The following is a 17,383-nucleotide window of genomic DNA, read 5'->3' as shown; positions in this document are numbered from 1 at the left end:
GTGGATCACACGTCGTAGTACAGCTCGAACTCGTGCGGGTGCGGACGCAGCTGGAGCGGGGCGATCTCGTTCGTGCGCTTGAAGTCGATCCACGTCTCGATCAGGTCGGACGTGAAGACGTCGCCGGCGAGGAGGAACTCGTGGTCCGCCTCCAGCGCGTCGAGAACGGCACCCAGCGAGGTCGGGACCTGTGCGACGCTCGCGTGCTCCTCGGGAGCCAGCTCGTAGAGGTCCTTGTCGATCGGCTCGGCCGGCTCGATCTTGTTCTTGATGCCGTCGAGGCCCGCCAGGAGGAGGGCGGAGAAGGCGAGGTACGGGTTGCCGGAGGAGTCGGGCGCGCGGAACTCGACGCGCTTGGCCTTCGGGTTGGAGCCCGTGATCGGGATACGCATCGCGGCGGAGCGGTTGCGCTGCGAGTACACCATGTTGATCGGCGCCTCGAAGCCCGGGACCAGGCGGTGGTAGGAGTTCACCGTCGGGTTGGTGAACGCCAGCAGCGACGGCGCGTGCTTCAGGATGCCGCCGATGTAGTAGCGCGCGGTGTCCGAGAGGCCCGCGTACCCGGCCTCGTCGTAGAACAGCGGGTCACCGTTGGTCCACAGCGACTGGTGGACGTGCATGCCCGAGCCGTTGTCGCCGAAGATCGGCTTCGGCATGAAGGTCGCGGTCTTGCCGTTGCGCCAGGCCACGTTCTTCACGATGTACTTGAAGAGCTGGAGGTCGTCGGCCGCGGCGAGCAGCGTGTTGAACTTGTAGTTGATCTCCGCCTGGCCGGCGGTGCCCACCTCGTGGTGCTGGCGCTCGACCTTGAGGCCGGACTTCTCCAGCTCAAGGGAGATCTCCGCGCGCAGGTCGGCGAAGTGGTCGACCGGGGCGACCGGGAAGTACCCGCCCTTGTAGCGGACCTTGTAGCCGCGGTTGTTCTCGACCGCACCGGTGTTCCAGGCGCCCGCCTCGGAGTCGATGTGGTAGAAGCTCTCGTTCGCGGCGGTCGAGAAGCGCACCGAGTCGAAGACGTAGAACTCGGCCTCGGGACCGAAGTACGCGGTGTCCGCGATACCGGTCGACGCGAGGTACGCCTCCGCCTTCTTCGCGACGTTCCGCGGGTCACGGGAGTACTGCTCGCCCGTGATCGGGTCGTGGATGAAGAAGTTGATGTTCAGCGTCTTGTCGCGGCGGAACGGGTCGATCTTCGCGGTGTCGAGGTCGGCGCGCAGCGCCATGTCCGACTCGTGGATCGCCTGGAAGCCACGGATGGACGAGCCGTCGAACGCCAGCTCCTCGTCCGGGTCGAACGCGTCGACGGGCACCGTGAAGTGCTGCATGACGCCCGGCAGGTCACAGAAGCGCACGTCGACGAACTTGACCTGCTCGTCCGTGATCAGCTTCTTGATGTCGTCGGCGTTCTGGGACATCCAGCTCCTCCTACTCCCGGCTGTTTCCCGAGCCGGGGTGGTAGTTCGTTCGTGCGGCCAGTGCGGTGGCACACGCTCGTCCCGACCCTAGGGACGGGTGATTTCTCGGGCGTGACCCATTTGTTTCGCCGAAGTTAACCGGACCTCGTCCGTCCCACCCCGCCTGTCGGCTTCCCTCGGCGCGCCCAGTACCGTGGACGGGTGGACAAAAGGCAAGCACTCGGATCGTGGCTCTCCGGACCCCGCGCGGCCTTGGAGGAAGCCGGGGTCGACTTCGGTTACCGGGGCCGGGACCTCGGCCTCCCGGAGGAGGGCCCGAACTCGCTGGCCCGCCCGGGCCGCCGGCTCGGCGCCCTCGCCGTCGACTGGGGCCTCAGCGTCTTGATCGCATACGGCCTCATCACGGACGGCTACTCGCCCGCCACCAGCAACTGGGCCCTGCTGGTCTTCTTCCTGCTGGGCGCCCTCACGGTCACGACGCTCGGTTTCACCCCGGGCAAGCGGCTCTTCGGCATCCGCGTCCTCCACCTCCCCACGGGCACCGTCAACCCCCTGCGCGCCCTGCTCCGCACGGTCCTGCTCTGCCTCGCGATCCCGGCGCTGGTCTGGGACAAGGACGGGCGTGGGCTGCACGACCGGCTGGCGCAGACGGTGGAGGTCCGCGCCTAGAGACGGATTCCGTACGACGATGGGGGCGCCCAAGATCTCTTGGGCGCCCCCATCGTCGTACTCGTCCGGACGGCTCAGCGTCCCTTGCCGCCCTTCGGGAGCTTCATGCCCTTGGGCATGGGGCCCTTCGGCAGCGGCATGTTCGACATCAGGTCGCCCATCGCCTTGAGCCGGTCGTTCGTCGCCGTGACCTGCGGGCCGGTGAGGACGCGCGGGTACTTCAGCAGGGTCGTCCGCAGCTTCTTCAGCGCGATCTGGTCCTCGCCGACGCCCACGATCACGTCGTGCACGGGGACGTCCGCGACGATGCGGTTCATCTTCTTCTTCTCCGCCGCGAGGAGCGTCTTCACCCGGTTCGGGTTGCCCTCGGCGATCAGGACGATGCCGGCCTTGCCGACCGCGCGGTGCACGACGTCCTGGCTGCGGTTCATCGCGACCGCCGGGGTCGTCGTCCAGCCGCGGCCGATGTTGTCGAGGACCGCGGCGGCGGCGCCGGGCTGGCCCTCCATCTGGCCGAACGCGGCCCGCTCGGCGCGGCGGCCGAACACGATCGCCGTCCCGAGGAAGGCGAGCAGGAAGCCGAGGATGCCGAGATAGACCGGGTGGTCGATCCAGAAACCGGTCGCGAGAAAGACACCGAAGATGAGGAGGAAGACGCCCGCGAGCACCAGGCCGATCGTCTTGTCGGCCCTGCGGGTCATCTTGTACGTCAGGGCGATCTGCTTCAGTCGCCCGGGGTTCGCGGAGTCTGCCGCGCTGTCACTTCTCGCCATAGCGGAAAGTCTACGTGCCCCCGATGACACGGACTCCCCGGGTGAGAGGTGAGGGGTCAGGAGCGGACGACGGAGACCGCGCCGGCCGCTTCGAGGACGCGCTCGGCCTCGACCCGGTCCTTGGCGCGGCGGCGGTCCTCCAGGACGGAGGTCCAGGCGTTGCGGCGGGCGGTGCGCTGGCCGCTGCTCAGCAGCAGCGACTCGACGGCGCGCAGGGCGTCGGTGAACGTCGGGATGGCGGTGGCACGAACGGGTGCGGCCTGCATGTGGAGGTCCCCCCTCGGAGCGGCTTTGGGTATGGGCCTACGTGATGTGACTTCAGCGTCACTGATTGGTGTTACCAGGGCGTGACCGACCGGTCAAACGCCCATGAAACCTTGGTGCGGTCCCGAAAACTTTCAACGCGGCCCCGGCGCCCGCGTGATCTGCGGGAATGTCCGGGGCCGCGCCGTCTCGGCCATTACTGACCGGTAGCTCCTTGTGCGTGAATTCACACGGCCTGACTGGCCACGTACGAGCCTCGCTTCTCGACGGCCATCTGGTACAGCCGCCCCGCGCGGTACGACGAGCGCACCAGCGGCCCGGACATCACCCCGGAGAACCCGATCTGCTCGGCCTCCTCCTTCAGCTCCACGAACTCGTGCGGCTTCACCCACCGCTCGACGGGGTGGTGGCGCACGGACGGCCGCAGGTACTGCGTGATCGTCACCAGCTCGCACCCCGCGGCGTGCATCTGCTTCAGCGCGTCGGTGATCTCCTCGCGGGTCTCGCCCATGCCGAGGATCAGGTTCGACTTGGTGACGAGGCCGTAGTCGCGGGCGGCCGTGATCACCTTCAGGGAGCGGTCGTAGCGGAAGCCCGGCCGGATGCGCTTGAAGATCCGCGGCACGGTCTCGACGTTGTGCGCGAAGACCTCCGGCCGCGAGGCGAAGACCTCTTCGAGCAGCTCCGGTACGGCGTTGAAGTCCGGCGCCAGCAGCTCGACCTTCGTACGGCCCTCCTCGCGGGACGCCGTCTGCTCGTGGATCTGCCGTACGGTCTCGGCGTACAGCCAGGACCCGCCGTCCTCCAGGTCGTCGCGCGCGACGCCGGTGATGGTGGCGTAGTTCAGGTCCATGGTGACGACGGACTCGCCCACGCGCCTCGGCTCGTCCCGGTCCAGCGCCTCGGGCTTGCCGGTGTCGATCTGGCAGAAGTCGCAGCGCCGCGTGCACTGGTCGCCGCCGATGAGGAACGTGGCCTCCCGGTCCTCCCAGCACTCGTAGATGTTGGGGCAGCCGGCCTCCTGGCACACCGTGTGCAGCCCCTCGCTCTTCACGAGCCCCTGCATCTTCGTGTACTCGGGACCCATTTTCGCCCGGGTCTTGATCCACTCGGGCTTGCGCTCGATGGGGGTCTGGGCATTCCGGACCTCCAGGCGCAACATCTTGCGTCCGTCGGGTGCGACTGCGGACACGACCGGCTCCCTGTGCTTCGATTCTTCGGCGTACACCAGGGTACGCCCGTGCTAATTGAGCCCCGCGCTGAGGCCAACCCGCTGGGTGCGAGGCGCATTCCCCGGACGGGGGTGTCCTGCGCGACGTCCGAAGGCCGAGCGGCAGCGGACGACGCCTCCCGGGTCGCCGGCCTCGGTGAGGGGCGTCTGCCGAGCCCCGTTGCGACCCCAACCTGAGGTCGAGCGAGTTTGATGCCCGCCGAAGGTGGGCTGTCAGGGGCGCGGGGAACTGCGCGACAAGCCACATCGCCGCCGCACCCGCCACACGACACAGCCCCCCACCCCCTGACGCGTTCAGACCCCCGCCCCCTCCACCTCCCGAGGCTTCGGCTCCGCCCCCTCCAGCACCTCCCTGAGATGCCGCTCCACCACCGGCAGCACCTCGTCGATGGTCACGTCCCGGCCCAGTTCCTCCGCGAGCGACGCCACCCCGGCGTCCCGGATTCCGCACGGGATGATCCGGTCGTACCACTTGTTGTCGGGGTTCACGTTGAACGCGAAGCCGTGCATCGTGACCCCCTTGGCCACGCGGATGCCGATCGCGGCGATCTTCCGGTCCTCGCGCCGCTGCCCCGCATTGGAGGGCGCGTACTCGGGCCCGTTCATCCGGGGATCGAACTCCTCGTCGGTGAGCCGGGGATCGAAGTCGAGGGAGAGCCCACCGAGGAGGGGCCGCTCCTCGACGGGATCGCCCAGCACCCACACCCCGCTGCGTCCCTCGACCCGGCTGGTCTCGACCCCGAACTCCGCGCACACCCGGATCAGCGCGTCCTCAAGGCGCCGGACATGCGCGACGACGTCCACCGGCCGGGGCAGCTTCTGGATCGGGTACCCGACGATCTGCCCCGGCCCGTGCCACGTGATCTTCCCGCCCCGGTCGACGTCGATCACCGGCGTCCCGTCGAGCGGACGCTCGCTGTCCACCGTCCGCCGCCCGGCCGTGTACACGGGCGGATGTTCAAGGAGCAGCACGGTATCCGGTACCTCATCGAGGAACCGCGCCGCATGAACCCGCCGTTGTTCGTCCCAGGCGACCTGATACTCGACCGCCTCGTCCCCGAACCCCATGCGGACGAACCGCAGCTCACTCACGGCAAACGCCTCCTCGACGTGGTAAGGCACGAAACGCCTCCACGCCACTGTACGACTGCCCCACCCGCGTCAGCCCGACAGGCAATCCTCACACGATCGGATGAATGGACCCCGGATAGTGCGACCGCTTGCTCACGCTCCGCTACATTCGCGCCGTTCACGAGGCCAACTGGGCTGCTCACAGGCAATCCGGGCACTTCATCCGGGCACGTCACATGCCCGGAAGGCAGGAGACCGCACCGCAGATGACGGACCGACCCGCGCCACGCACCCCCAACCGCCAGCTCGCCGCGCTCATCGCAGAAGCGGGGTTCTCCAACGCAGGACTGGCCCGCCGGGTCGATCAGCTCGGGCTCGAACACGGCCTGGACCTCAGATACGACAAGACCTCCGTCACCCGCTGGCTGCGCGGCCAGCAGCCGCGGGGTACGACGCCGGCGCTGATCGCCGAGGTCTTCACCAGGCGCCTCGGCCGCCGCCTGACCGCCCAGGACCTCGGCCTCGACGCCTGCGCCCCCGTCTACGCGGGCCTGGAGTTCGCCGGCACCCCCGAGGAGGCCGTCGACATCGTCAGCGGCCTGTGGCGCAAGGACTCCGGCAGCCACGCCGAACTCCGCAAGATCGCCTTCACCCCGGCCGGCCTCGTCGTCCCCAGCCGCGACTGGCTCATCGGCCGCGCCGACGAACGCGTCGCCCGCGCCGAACCCAACCCCCGCATCCCCGTCCAGGGCCGCGCCTCGGTCCCCCGCCAGCGCGCCCAGGGCGAACGCAGCCTGCGGGTCACCGGCGGCGACATCTCCGCCCTGCGCTCGGTGGGGGAGCTGTTCCGCGCCCTCGACAGCAGGTACGGCGGCGGCCACGCCCGCCAGGCCCTCGTCCGCTACCTGGAGCACGAGTGCGAGCCCATGCTCCGGGGCGTCTACGGCGAACAGACCGGCCGCCGCCTCTTCGCCGCCGCCGCCGACCTCACCCGCCTCGCCGGCTGGACGTCGTACGACATCGCCGCGCACGGCCTCGCCCAGCGCTACTTCGTCCAGGCGCTGCGCCTCTCCCAGGCGGCGGGCGACCGCGCGTACGGCGCGTACGTCCTCGTCACGATGAGCCGCCAGGCGGTCTACCTGGGCCACGGCCGCGAGGCGGTCCAGCTGGCCCGCGTCGCCCAGCAGGGCGTGGGCACGGCGGCGGCCCCGACCGTCCAGGCCCTGCTGCACGCGGTGGAGGCCCGGGGCCACGGCGTCCTCGGCGAAGTCCGGGCCTGCACCACGTCGTTGGTCCGCGCGGAGCGCGCCCTGGAGGCGTCCAAGCACACCGGCGCCGAGGAAGTCCCGTACTGGGCGCGCTTCTTCGACGAGGCGCAGCTCGCCGACGAGTTCGCCCACTGCCACCGCGACCTCCATCAGTTCCGCGCGGCGGCCCAACACGCCGAACGCGCCCTGCACTTGAGGCCCGCGACCCAGGCCCGCAGCCGCCTCTTCTGTCGCGTCGTCCTCGCCACCGCCCGCCTCTCCCTCGGCGAACTCGACCAGGCGTGCCGCCACGCGGCGGAAGCGGCGGGCCAGGCCGCCGAGATGCGCTCCGCCCGAGCCCTGGAGTACGTCCGCGACTTCGAGCGCCGGCTGGAGCCGTACAAGGACGCGGCGGCGGTACGGGGGTACCGGGAGAAGGTGGCGGCGCTGGGGTAGGGGCGGGGCGCCGGGCGGCCCGTACGGACCGCCCGGCCTGGCCCGGTCACTCCAGCAGTTCCACCGCCTGCCGGAGGTCGTCGTACGCGTCCCGGTAGCGGTACGCCGCCACCCGGAACGTCGCGCGGTCCGTCAGTGTCCGCGCGTGCCACGCCGGGTCACCCAACTCCTGTGACAGGGCGACCGATCCGTCGAAGAGGGGTTGGAGGGTCTGCTCGAAACGGTAGGACCCGTTCCCGTGGTGGAGTGTCGAACGGACCGCCAGACGGTGCTGCGCGACGGCCCGTCGGGCGAGGTCCGTATGCGGGTCGGCGGCCTCGCGCTCCAGCCCGTCGAGCCCGGCGAACCAGGCACTTCGGACGTCGGGGGACCAGCGCAGGGCGGATGTGCCGTAGGCCGGTGCGGGCGTCTCGGGGGAACCGGCGGGCTCCAGCGACCGCGCCGACAGGGCGAGAAGTGTCGACCAGTACTCGATGATGCCGCTCCACCCCCGGCGCTCCCCGCCTTCGCTCAACTCCTTGAGCAGGCCCAGCGCTTCGGCCCACACCGCCGCCGCGTCGACGGTGCCGGACAGCCGCGCGTGTTGCACCAGCACCGATACGGTCATCGCCAACGACCCTTCCTGCGAGCCGAGCCGGCGCCGATGGCCGTCCACGAGCCGGCCGAACACCTCCGATGCCGCCCGCGCCCGGCCGGTCGCGTCGAGTTCGGCCGCATACGACACCAACTCCCAGAAGGAGCCGCCGACTTCACGCCGGAACACCTCGGCGGCCTCCTCGTGCCGTCCCTCCTCGGCGAGCACGATCCCGAGCCGCTCACTTCCGTAGCCCTCGCTCACCGCCTGCCCCCGCTCGAACCCCTCCCGCCCGACGTCCGCCGCCTCCCGGCACACGGCGAGCCCTTCCTCCCGCCGCCCCGCCGCGAACAACTCCCTCTCGTACGCCCCCAACGCCCGCACCAGCACCTCGGTCTGCTGCGGCTCCTCCACGCCGATCTCCCGAGCCGCCTCGACCGCCTCCGCGCACAACGCGAACACGATCTCCGGCCGCCCCTGGAATTCCCGTGCGTACGAATACGACACCAACGCCGTGGCCAGCTTCCCCAGATAAGCCCGCGGACTCACCTGCGCCAGCACCCGATACGCCTGCACTTCCTCCCGCAGACTCCGCCTCCCTGATCCCAGCAACGTCGTCCGAGCTCTCAACACCGCGTCCTGATCAACCGACTTGGAGTTCCCCATGCGCAAGATTCTGAGCTTCCGGAATGCCACGAACAACCCAAGACAACTGTGCCGTCCGTCCTACGAAAACACGCGCTGACCTGTCATGATGGGGACGGTTCACTTCTCGCCGGGGAAAACCCCCGAGCCCCCGCCGAACAACCCACCGGCCGAACCTCTCAACACCCCTCCACCAACCTCCACATTCCACTGACCCGCGCCCAATTTCCCCGCATGCCGCTTCCCCGCCCCCCTTTCTCCGCCGCGACGGCGCTCAACCCCCATCGTCCGGCCCGGCGGTGCCGAACCGGACGGTTGAAGTCCCTTTTCCTGATGTCCCTTTCCTTGACGCCCCTTTCGTCGGCGTCCCTTTCGCTCACGCCGCCTCGGGCACCGTCGCCGGAGGGTCGGCCGGCTGGGATGCCCCCTCGGCACCCAGCTCGGCGATTAACGCCGTCGCCGCGCGGTGCGCGGAGTGCAGGGCGCCCTGGACGGTGCTGGTGTCGCGGTGGTCGCCGCAGACGTAGAGGCCGGCGAGGAGGCGGACGGGGCGGCGCAGGTCGTGAGGGGGACGCATGGCGGGGACGGCCTCGGGGGTGTGATGGACGGCCAGGGTCTCCCAGCGGGACGTGGACGTGCCGTAGAGGCGGGCGAGATGGGCGCGGACGGCGGCGTCGAGGTCGTCCGGGGGAGTGCCGAGGACGGTCGAGGAGATCAACGTCCGCCCCGCGGGCGCCCTGTTGGGGTCGACCTCGCTCATCACCGCCGTGTGGGCGACCGGCCCACCGCGCTCCGCGTCCAGCAGCAACGCCCCACCCGTGTCGGGGAGTTCGTCCGTCGTGTGGTGAACGACCGTCACCGGATGGAACTCCGGCACCCGAAGCCCCGGCAGCAGCTCCACCGCCGTCCGCGCGTCGGTCGCGACGAGAACCGCCCGGCACCGGAACTCCCCGTGCTCGGCGGTCGTCACGGAGGTGGTGGAGACGGACGTGACGCGAACTCCCGTCCGTACGACGCCACTCGGCAACGTCGACGCGAGCAGCTCCGGCAACACGTCGGCCCCGCCCTCCGGCACGCACAACCGCCCCCCGACGAACGCCCGCAACGCCAGATCCGCGCACCGGCTCGACGTCGTCAGCTCGGGATCGCAGAGCAGCGCCGCCAGCAACGGCCGCAGGAACGCGTCCACCGTCCGCGCCGGCAGCCCCCGGGCCGTGAGCGCCTCCCCGGCCGGCGACTCGGCGCGGGCGAGGAGCCGCTCGACGGGAACGGACGCCAGCCGGGCCAGCGCGCCCCGCAACCGCGCCTGATCCATCGCGGACCCGAGGGGACCCCCGTACCACCCCTTGGCGGTCAGGGCGTCGTCCCCGCCCCCCGCCCGAGGGGCGCTCGCCAGGGCGCGTACGGCGTCGAATGCGCCCCTCGCGCCCCCCACGACGGACCCCCCGGCCCCGACGACACTCCCCAGCGCACCCCCCACGACGGCGGCCCGCGAAGCCCCCGGCACCTCGGCCACATCGAACCCGGCACCGCCGCGCACCCCCCGGACCCGCCCCCCGCGCACACCACCCGGACCGACCGCCCGCACCCGCCGCACCCCCCGGGCCGACCCCTTCGGCCTCGACCCGGCCGGCGTCACGACCCGCACCCGCCGCCCCTCCCCGTGCAGCAGCACCCCCGGTGCGAAGGACCGCAGCACCAGCCCTTCGAGCCCCGGCGTCATCGCCAGCTCCGGATAGGCCGTGGACAGCAGCTGCCCGACCCGGTCGAGGCGGAACCCGTCGACCTTCTCGGTCGCCATCCGCCCCCCGACCCCGGGGGCGGCCTCCAGTACGCTCACCGACAGTCCTGCGCTGGTCAGCCGCTGCGCCGCGGACAGCCCGGACACCCCGGCCCCCACGATGACGACGTCGACCTTGTACGCGGGCTCAAGCACGTGCCCCTCCTCGCGGATTGCGCCGAGTCGAGAACGTCATGCCCTCAACTCGCCGTAGGGATACCCGAGTTCCGCTTGAGGGTAGGTCCGCGCCCGCGAACGGTCAGCTCGCGCACACACCGAGCACGGGCGCACACAGGTCGCATACCGGGCCGGAGTTCAGCGCAGCGCGGCCCGCACGGCGTCGTCGATCCCCGGGAACGCGAACCGGAAACCGGACTCCAGGAGCCGCCCCGGCAGGACCCGGGCGCTGCCCAGCACATCCCCGGCCATCTCCCCGAGCACCGCCTTCAACACCGGCGCGGGCACGGCGAACACCTTGGGCCGGTGCAGCACGCGGGCCATGGCGTCGGTGATCTGACCGTTCGTCAGAGGCTCGGGCGCGGTGAGGTTGAACGGCCCGGAGAGGTCGTCCCGGTCGAGCAGATGCCGGATCGCGGCGACCTCGTCGTGCAGCGCGATGTACGACCAGTACTGCCGGCCGTTCCCCATCCGCCCGCCAAGTCCCGCCTTGAACAAGGGGAACAGCTTCCCCCAGGCGCCGCCCCCCTTCGCGACGACCAGCCCGGTCCGGGCGAACACGGTCCGCACACCGGCGAGTTCGGCCGCCTCCGTCGCCGCCTCCCACTCCACGCACAGCTCCGGCAGGAACCCGGACGCGGCCGGCGCGCTCTCGTCGACCGCCCGGTCCCCGGTCTCCCCGTAGATCCCGATCGCGCTCCCGTTGACGAAGACGCGAGGCGGCTCGGCCATCGCGGCGACGGCCTCGGCGAGCGCCCGCGTCCCGTTGACCCGCCCGTCCCGGATCGTCTTCTTGTACGCCGCCGTCCACCGCCGGTCCCCGACCCCGGCCCCGGCGAGATTCACGACGGCGTCCACCCCCTCAAGCCCCGCCGCGTCCACCCGCCCCGCCTCCGGCTCCCAGGCCACCTCCAGCGGCCCGGCGGCGGCCCGCCGCACCAACAGGACCACCTCGTGCCCATCGGCCTCAAGAGACCGAACCAACGCACTCCCGATCAGACCGGAAGCCCCGGCCACCGCAATTCGTCGCATGCCCCCATCCTGCCCCGGACCCCCATAAAGTCCCCGTTTGAACCTTCAAGCGAAATTCGCGTCCCCGCCTCCTGCAGTGACCCCATGCCCACCACCCGCATCCGCCCCGCCACTCTCACCGACGCCCCCGCCCTCGCGGACCTGGACCTCCGCACCTGGTCCCGCCGCCACGCCGTCATGCCCCGCCCGGAACCAGGCGCCCCCTTCTTCGACGACCGCCACCACCCCGACGACTACCTCGTCGCCACCCTCGACGACACCGTCGTCGGCTACCTCCGCCTGGTCCCGGCCCCCCTCGCCGTCAGCGCCCACGTCCGCCAGATCCAGGGCCTTGCCGTCTCGGACGAGGCGCGGGGGAGTGGTCTGGGCCGGGGTCTGATCAGGGCGGCGATGGAGAAAGCCCGCGAGGAGGGCGCCCGCCGGATCACCCTCCGCGTCCTCGGCCACAACACGCCCGCACGCAAGCTGTATGAGGGGGAGGGGTTCGTGGTGGAGGGGGTGCAGCCGGGGGAGTTCCTGCTGGACGGGGAGTATGTGGACGATGTGCTGATGGGCCGGAGCCTGTGAAGGGGCGCGCCCTCAAGTGCCGTTCTCACGACGGAGTTTGAGTACGGCCCACACCACCTTCCCCACCCCTTCCCGAGGCCCCACCCCCCACTCCTCGGCCAGCGCCGCCACCAACACCAGCCCCCTCCCGCCCTCGTCCCACTCCCCGGCCTCCCTCGCCACCGGCAACTCCTCACTGGGGTCCGCGACTTCGATCCGCAACCCGGTGTCGCTGAGGCTGACCTCGACGAGGATCTCCCGCCCCGGCAACGCCCTCGCGTTCACGGCGTTCGTGGCCAGCTCGGACACCAACAGCTCCGCGTCATAGGCGAGTTCACCCCCGACCCGCCACCGCACGAGCTGATTCCGCAGATCGTCCCGCACGCGAGCGACGCTGCGGCGCTGACGCGGGTACTGCCGGGCGACGGTCCGAACGGCCTCGGCGTTCGTGGGCATGGCTCATCCCCTTTGTTCCGGGTGGCTTGCGCTACGCAACGAAGCTAGCCGTGTTCGAAACGTGTTCACAACCTGCTTGGCTCACAAATTTGCGCTAGCTCTGATGTTCTATCTATCCCCGAGTGCAGCAACACGGCAGACTCTCCAGCACAGTTGAAGGGAGACGGGACATGCCCGTTGGGGGAAAGCCGACCGTGCGCAGCCGTCGGCTCGGCATCGCACTCCGCCGCCACCGCGAAGCCGCCGGCCTCGACCAGTCGGCCGCCGCCGAGGCGATCATCAAGTCGGTGAGCAAGGTGAGCCGTGCCGAGAGCGGCCACGTGTCGGTCTCCGCGCTGGAGGTGCGCACGCTGCTGGACCGGTACGGGGTGACGGACGAGAACGAGCGGGATCGGTTGGTGGGGTGGGCGCGGACTAGCAATGAGCGGGGGTGGTGGGTCGATTACCAGGACACGCTGCGCCCGGACTACGCGGACCACATCACGCTGGAGAGCGACGCGACGTACATCCTCTCCTGGGACCCGGTCCTCATCCCCGGCTTGTTGCAGACGCCGGAGTACGCGGAGAAAGTGATCGGCATCGGTCCGGCCTTCGTCCCGGACGACAAGGTGGCTGAACTGGTCGAGGTCCGGATGCAGCGGCAGCGGAGGATCGAAGAAGGGGAGGTGCAGTACACGGTGGTCGTCTGGGAACCTGCGATCACCGCGCTCACTGAGGGCGGCCAGGTGTACGAGGGCCAGTTGCAGCATCTACTGAAGGCTGGCCGTCGGCAGAACGTGACGCTTCAGGTCCTTCCGGCGACAGCCTTCCTGACCGCCACCATGGCCGGTGCCTTCACCGCGTTCTCGTACGGAGTCGAACCGTACGCGGAAGCCGTCACTGTCCGAACTCCGGCACACACCACGGTCGTTGAATCTCCGGATGACCTGGCGCTCTACGCCAACATCTTCAATCAGCTACGCTCGGCAGCACTGTCGCCCACGCAGTCCGCCCGCCGGATTCGCCAGGCGCTGGACAACAAGGACCAGCCGACGTAAGAGGTACCGTGACTCCCGAGATCGAGTTTGTCAGCACGTTCCGCAAGTCGTCGTACTCGGCTCAGCAGGACGATTGCGTCGAACTCGCGCTCACCTCGCTCGGGAGCCACGCGGTCCGTGACAGCAAGCACTCCTCCGGCCCGACGCAGCTCCACAGCCCGGCCCCTTGGTCCCACTTCCTCGCCGCGCTGAAGTCGGGTGACCTGCCGACCACTTGAGAGGTGCCGTGACTCCCGAGATCGAGATCGTCAGCGCGTTCCGCAAGTCGTCGTACTCGGCCCAGAACAACGACTGCGTCGAACTCGCCCACACCTCGACCGGGGGCCACGCCGTCCGCGACACCAAGCACCCCGCCGGCCCCGTCCAGTTCCACGGCGCCGAAGCCTGGGCCGCGTTCGTCGAGGCCGTGCGAGCGCCCCGCTAACAGCCTCGAACTCGCCTGATCTCAGCGAGGGTTCGGCGGGCTGTCTCGCGGTTGTCGGGGCGTGGGGCCGGTACGGTCGGGCCGGCCAGGTCGTAGCCGGTGAGTGACCGTGGTGGGACCGTGGACCAGTCGTTCCGGCGTACCATCGCGACGTTTCCCTCCACGTGCGCTTGTTCGTCCTGCCAGTCGTCAGGTGGGGCCATCAGAATCCGCAGGGCGTGTTCGTCGACCCATTCCAGCTCCAGCACCTGTCTTCCGAGTTCGTGTTCGATGAGCGACCGGGTCTCGCCGGTCCCGAGATGCAGAAGCAGCAACTGCCCGTCGAAGAAGTAGCCGCCGTCATACCGGCCGGTGCCGACGGCGAGCAGAGGCAGGCGGGGGTGGAAGGCCAGTGTCCACACCGGGAAACGTGAGTGCGTGAGGGCCAGGCTGCTCAGGTCGGACGTGTCGAAGACCGCGACCGGCGCCGGGATGCCGTACTCACGTAGGCCCGCCACGGCCAGCAGGCCGCGTCGCTCGTCCAGCGTGGCGACGGCGGGGTCGCCGACCGGGGAGAAGGGGTCGGTACTGGGTGCGGTCATCCGTTGATCCCCCGTTGTCAGTGGCCCCCTGCATCATGAACGTATGCGTGCTGCCCGTTTGATCAAAATGGTGTTGTTGCTTCAGGGGCGGGTCGCCATGAGTGCGGCGGAGTTGGCGGTGGAGCTGGAGGTTTCGGAGCGGACGGTGGCGCGGGATGCGGAGGCGTTGTCGGAGGCGGGGATTCCGGTGTATGCGGAGAGGGGGAGGGGTGGGGGGTATCGACTGATCGGGGGGTATCGGACGAGGCTGACGGGGCTGGGGAGGAGCGAGGCGGAGGCGTTGTTCCTGAGCGGGGTGCCGGGGGCGTTGCGGGAGATGGGGTTGGAGGACGTGGCGTCGGCGGCGCGGATGAAGGTCGCCGCCGCGTTGATTCCGGCGCTTCAGGACGCTCCTGTTGTGGCCGCTCAGCGGTTTCATCTCGACGCGCCCGCGTGGTTCCGGGAGGCGGAGGTTCCGGAGGGGCTCGCGGGGGTGGCGCAGGGGGTGTGGGGGGACCGGCGGGTTCGGGGGGTGTACCGGAAGAAGGGGCGGCGGACCGTCGAGCGGGAGCTCGATCCGTACGGGCTCGTACTGAAGGCCGGGGTCTGGTACCTGTGCGCCCGTGTCGAGGGCGAGTTCCGGGTGTACCGGGTCGACCGCTTCGAGTCCGTCGAGCCGCTCGACGACCCGTTCGAGAGGGACGCCGGTTTCGAGCTGCCCGCGTTCTGGGAGGCGCAGGGGGAGCTGTTCGCGAGGTCGCTGCAACGGGAGGAGGTCGTCGTACGGCTCTCTCCCGAGGGGGTACGGCGGCTGCCGCACGCCGCGGACCCGTTCGCCGCGCGGGAGGCGCTCCGGGAGGTCGGGGAGGCGGAGGGGTGGGTGACGGTGACGCTGGGGGTCGAGTCGCAGGACGTGGCGTTCACGCAGTTGCTGGCGCTGGGCGCGGACGTGGAGGTGGTGGGGCCCAGGGAGCTGCGGGAGCGGTTCGTGGAGGTGGCCGGGAGGCTGGGGGCGCTGTACGGGGCGGGGTGAGGAGAGGGATGGGCCCGGGTGGGTCGTAGCCGTGGGCCGGGTGGGTCGTACGGGAAGCGGGCGCGGGATCGTCGTACCGCCCCTGCCCCTGCCCTCACCCCCGCCACTCCCTCCCCCTTCTTCGAATCCGCGTCCGTCGCACACCCTTCACCCCCGGCCGATCCCCCCACTCCGGGTGCGTCGCGTCGCGGGAAGCACGATGCTGGAGCGGTGATGGACGAGACGGAGTTCTGGGAGCTGATGGACGCTGCCCGGGAGGGTGCCGAGGGGGACCCGGAGGAGCAGGCGGATCTGCTGGTCGCGCGGCTGCTGGAGCGCGACCCGGAGGCGGTGCTGGACTTCGCCCGTCACTTCGAGGCGCGGTACAACCGGGCGTACCGCTGGGATCTGTGGGGCGCGGCCTGGCTCCTGCTGGACGGTGTCAGCGACGACGCCTTCGACTACTTCCGGTGCTGGCTGATCGGTCAGGGCCGGGACGTCTTCGAGGGCGCCCTCCACGACCCGGACTCCCTCGCGGAGCTGCTCGGCGACTTCGACGAGGAGATCGACGGCGACGGCGAGGAGCTGGGGTACGCGGCGGACGAGGCGTACGAGCAGCTCACCGGCGTCGTCGCCCCCGACCTGGGGATTCCGCCCGCCCCACCGGAGCCCGAGGGGACGCCGATCGACTTCGAGAACGAGGGGGCGGTGGCGGAGCGGTACCCGAGACTGTGGGAACGGTTCAAGGAGTAGTACCCGTACCTCCGAGGTATCCCCGTACCCCTACCTCTCAGGTCCCCCCTCAGACCCCCACCCGCCGCCGGTTCGACGTGTCCGTCGGGATGTACGCCTGCTGCTGCTCCGCTTTCAGGACCGCGTGATGCATCGGCGCCCGGTTCGCCTGGTCCAGTGCGGACGCGGTGGTCGCGGCCGGGCCGAGGACGACCGCGGCGACGGCGCACAGGACCGCCCAGGGGTTACGGGCCCAACTCGTCTGCGTGCGGTTCTCGTTCATCTCTCCGGCCTCCCTGTGCCTGTCGGCTTGTGTCGTCCCTGACGTTAGGGCCGTGGAATGGGAGGACCCTGAAGGTCGCCTGAGGTGTTCCTGTGAACGCCCTCCCCTGCAACTCGGCCGCGCGGGAACGGATTTGAGGCAGGCGTTCCATCAGGGCGAGGCCGGGGCAGGTTGTCATGTAGCCGTCCTTGTGCCCCGCGACGGAGGGGAGGACGGCGGTCGTACCGGAGGCGTAGCGGCTGTGGCCGCTGGTGGAGGTGAGGTGGGCGGGGGCGCGGGGGTCGACGTCGGCGAGGCCCAGTTTCCAGGCGGCGAGCGCGGCGATGGACTCCGTCATGGCGGGCGGGACCTTGTTGCCCGAGGTGAACGTGCCGAGCGCGGCGATACCGGCCGTACGGTGGTTGAAGCCTTGCGTGTGCGCGCCGGTGACGGCCCGGTCCACGCCGCCCGCGCGGCCCTCGTAGATCGTCCCGCACCGGTCGACGAGGAAGTTGTAGCCGATGTCGTCCCAGTCGCGGACCCCGGTCTGACCTGCGCGGAGGTAGCGGATGATGCGGGGGGCCTCGGCGCAGGCGTAGTGGTTCGGGGAGTCGGTGTGGTGGACGAAGACGGCGACGACCTTGTCGTCGTAGCGGGGCGGCGGCTGACGGCGCACCGGCCGGCCGCGCCCCTCGTCGAGCCAGACCGCGCGGGGGACGATCCGCGGCCGGGGGGCGGTGTGAAGACCCGACTGTACGACGACGGCGTGGGCCCGCGTGTGGATGATCCCCCTCTCGACCCCGGACGCGCACAGTCCGAGCGAGGCCGCCGCCGCGAGCCCCGGGAGGCAGGCGAGCAGCGGCGCGGGTTTGAGGCGGCGTCCGATGCGCATGGTCTTACTGTCGGTTCGTCGCACTCCGGGCGCGATGTGCGGTGTGCCACTCGGTGGAACCAACGTCCCGTTCCAGCCGTTTTCCGAGGTACACGCATGCGTGGCCGGTTTCGATCACTCGTGCGGGC

The 17,383-nt window shown here is 70.5% G+C and carries 20 protein-coding genes; 8 read left to right on the top strand and 12 right to left on the bottom strand.

The annotated features are described in order from the left end of the window. Positions 1–5: 5 nt before the first annotated feature. Entirely contained in the window at positions 6–1,415 is a 1,410-nt protein-coding gene (gene glnA, locus ABZX85_RS32670; RefSeq protein ID WP_355876610.1) for a type I glutamate--ammonia ligase, read from the bottom strand. 201 nt (positions 1,416–1,616) lie between these two features. Between glnA and ABZX85_RS32665 the strand changes: the two genes are divergently transcribed. Next, the gene (locus ABZX85_RS32665; RefSeq protein ID WP_355876607.1) at positions 1,617–2,084 is read left to right on the top strand and encodes an RDD family protein; all 468 of its coding nucleotides are present in this window, start codon (positions 1,617–1,619) and stop codon (positions 2,082–2,084) included. A 74-nt stretch (positions 2,085–2,158) separates the two neighbouring features. Here the strand turns inward: ABZX85_RS32665 and ABZX85_RS32660 are convergent, their stop codons facing one another. From ABZX85_RS32660 to lipB, 4 genes are all read right to left on the bottom strand, one after another. After that, positions 2,159–2,857 (bottom strand): DUF4191 domain-containing protein, encoded by a 699-nt coding sequence (locus ABZX85_RS32660; RefSeq protein WP_355876605.1) that lies wholly within the window; start codon positions 2,855–2,857, stop codon positions 2,159–2,161. A gap of 56 nt (positions 2,858–2,913) precedes the next feature. Further along, the gene (locus ABZX85_RS32655) at positions 2,914–3,123 is read right to left on the bottom strand and encodes a hypothetical protein (RefSeq protein WP_355876603.1); all 210 of its coding nucleotides are present in this window, start codon (positions 3,121–3,123) and stop codon (positions 2,914–2,916) included. Positions 3,124–3,347: 224 nt separating this feature from the next. Further along, complete coding sequence (gene lipA, locus ABZX85_RS32650; RefSeq protein WP_355876600.1) at positions 3,348–4,313, bottom strand: lipoyl synthase; 966 nt, start codon at positions 4,311–4,313, stop codon at positions 3,348–3,350. A 333-nt stretch (positions 4,314–4,646) separates the two neighbouring features. Further along, positions 4,647–5,444, bottom strand: a complete 798-nt coding sequence (gene lipB / locus ABZX85_RS32645) for a lipoyl(octanoyl) transferase LipB (protein WP_355876597.1) — start codon at positions 5,442–5,444, stop codon at positions 4,647–4,649. Between the two features lie 245 nt (positions 5,445–5,689). Between lipB and ABZX85_RS32640 the strand changes: the two genes are divergently transcribed. After that, positions 5,690–7,126 carry a regulator gene (locus tag ABZX85_RS32640; protein ID WP_355876594.1) on the top strand — a complete coding sequence of 479 codons (1,437 nt, stop codon included), beginning with the start codon at positions 5,690–5,692 and terminating at the stop codon, positions 7,124–7,126. 46 nt (positions 7,127–7,172) lie between these two features. Here ABZX85_RS32640 and ABZX85_RS32635 read toward each other — a convergent pair whose 3' ends face one another. The 3 genes from ABZX85_RS32635 to ABZX85_RS32625 all read right to left on the bottom strand — a co-directional run bounded on the left by ABZX85_RS32635 (position 7,173) and on the right by ABZX85_RS32625 (position 11,334). Then, on the bottom strand, positions 7,173–8,366 hold the full coding sequence (locus ABZX85_RS32635) for a hypothetical protein (RefSeq protein ID WP_355876591.1): 1,194 nt from the start codon (positions 8,364–8,366) through the stop codon (positions 7,173–7,175). A gap of 355 nt (positions 8,367–8,721) precedes the next feature. Next, positions 8,722–10,281: an NAD(P)/FAD-dependent oxidoreductase gene (locus ABZX85_RS32630; protein ID WP_355876589.1), complete on the bottom strand. Its 1,560-nt coding sequence runs from the start codon at positions 10,279–10,281 to the stop codon at positions 8,722–8,724. A gap of 159 nt (positions 10,282–10,440) precedes the next feature. Next, entirely contained in the window at positions 10,441–11,334 is an 894-nt protein-coding gene (locus ABZX85_RS32625) for a TIGR01777 family oxidoreductase (RefSeq protein ID WP_355876586.1), read from the bottom strand. A gap of 84 nt (positions 11,335–11,418) precedes the next feature. On the opposite strand from ABZX85_RS32625, the gene ABZX85_RS32620 reads away from it, so the two are divergent. Beyond that, positions 11,419–11,901, top strand: coding sequence for a GNAT family N-acetyltransferase (locus ABZX85_RS32620; protein WP_355876583.1), 483 nt, complete (start codon positions 11,419–11,421; stop codon positions 11,899–11,901). 12 nt (positions 11,902–11,913) lie between these two features. Here the strand turns inward: ABZX85_RS32620 and ABZX85_RS32615 are convergent, their stop codons facing one another. Then, complete coding sequence (locus ABZX85_RS32615; RefSeq protein ID WP_355876580.1) at positions 11,914–12,336, bottom strand: ATP-binding protein; 423 nt, start codon at positions 12,334–12,336, stop codon at positions 11,914–11,916. A gap of 194 nt (positions 12,337–12,530) precedes the next feature. On the opposite strand from ABZX85_RS32615, the gene ABZX85_RS32610 reads away from it, so the two are divergent. The 3 genes from ABZX85_RS32610 to ABZX85_RS32600 are packed head-to-tail and all read left to right on the top strand — an operon-like array spanning position 12,531 to position 13,797. Then, positions 12,531–13,373, top strand: coding sequence for a helix-turn-helix transcriptional regulator (locus ABZX85_RS32610; RefSeq protein ID WP_355876577.1), 843 nt, complete (start codon positions 12,531–12,533; stop codon positions 13,371–13,373). Positions 13,374–13,381: 8 nt separating this feature from the next. Continuing rightward, positions 13,382–13,591 (top strand): DUF397 domain-containing protein, encoded by a 210-nt coding sequence (locus ABZX85_RS32605; protein WP_355876574.1) that lies wholly within the window; start codon positions 13,382–13,384, stop codon positions 13,589–13,591. Between the two features lie 8 nt (positions 13,592–13,599). Next, entirely contained in the window at positions 13,600–13,797 is a 198-nt protein-coding gene (locus ABZX85_RS32600; RefSeq protein WP_355876571.1) for a DUF397 domain-containing protein, read from the top strand. On the opposite strand, the gene ABZX85_RS32595 is transcribed toward ABZX85_RS32600, so the two are convergent. Beyond that, positions 13,794–14,378 (bottom strand): hypothetical protein, encoded by a 585-nt coding sequence (locus ABZX85_RS32595; RefSeq protein WP_355876568.1) that lies wholly within the window; start codon positions 14,376–14,378, stop codon positions 13,794–13,796. The two genes, ABZX85_RS32600 and ABZX85_RS32595, sit on opposite strands and share 4 nt — an antisense overlap. Before the next feature lie 43 nt (positions 14,379–14,421). On the opposite strand from ABZX85_RS32595, the gene ABZX85_RS32590 reads away from it, so the two are divergent. Together ABZX85_RS32590 and ABZX85_RS32585 are read left to right on the top strand one after the other, a co-directional pair. Continuing rightward, entirely contained in the window at positions 14,422–15,390 is a 969-nt protein-coding gene (locus ABZX85_RS32590) for a WYL domain-containing protein (RefSeq protein ID WP_355876565.1), read from the top strand. A gap of 213 nt (positions 15,391–15,603) precedes the next feature. Then, positions 15,604–16,122 (top strand): DUF4240 domain-containing protein, encoded by a 519-nt coding sequence (locus tag ABZX85_RS32585; protein WP_355876563.1) that lies wholly within the window; start codon positions 15,604–15,606, stop codon positions 16,120–16,122. 49 nt (positions 16,123–16,171) lie between these two features. Here the strand turns inward: ABZX85_RS32585 and ABZX85_RS32580 are convergent, their stop codons facing one another. Together ABZX85_RS32580 and ABZX85_RS32575 are read right to left on the bottom strand one after the other, a co-directional pair. Beyond that, on the bottom strand, positions 16,172–16,384 hold the full coding sequence (locus ABZX85_RS32580; protein ID WP_355876560.1) for a hypothetical protein: 213 nt from the start codon (positions 16,382–16,384) through the stop codon (positions 16,172–16,174). Beyond that, the gene (locus ABZX85_RS32575; RefSeq protein ID WP_355876558.1) at positions 16,347–17,255 is read right to left on the bottom strand and encodes a peptidoglycan recognition protein; all 909 of its coding nucleotides are present in this window, start codon (positions 17,253–17,255) and stop codon (positions 16,347–16,349) included. The genes ABZX85_RS32580 and ABZX85_RS32575 overlap by 38 nt, the downstream gene beginning before the upstream one ends. Between the last annotated feature and the right edge of the window lie 128 nt (positions 17,256–17,383).

The sequence above is a fragment of the Streptomyces sp. NPDC004539 genome (assembly GCF_040610055.1).
In the GTDB taxonomy this organism is placed as follows: Bacteria; Actinomycetota; Actinomycetes; order Streptomycetales; family Streptomycetaceae; genus Streptomyces.
The sequence above is the reverse complement of the archived record's forward strand: the minus strand, read 5'-3'. Positions and strand labels throughout refer to the sequence as shown.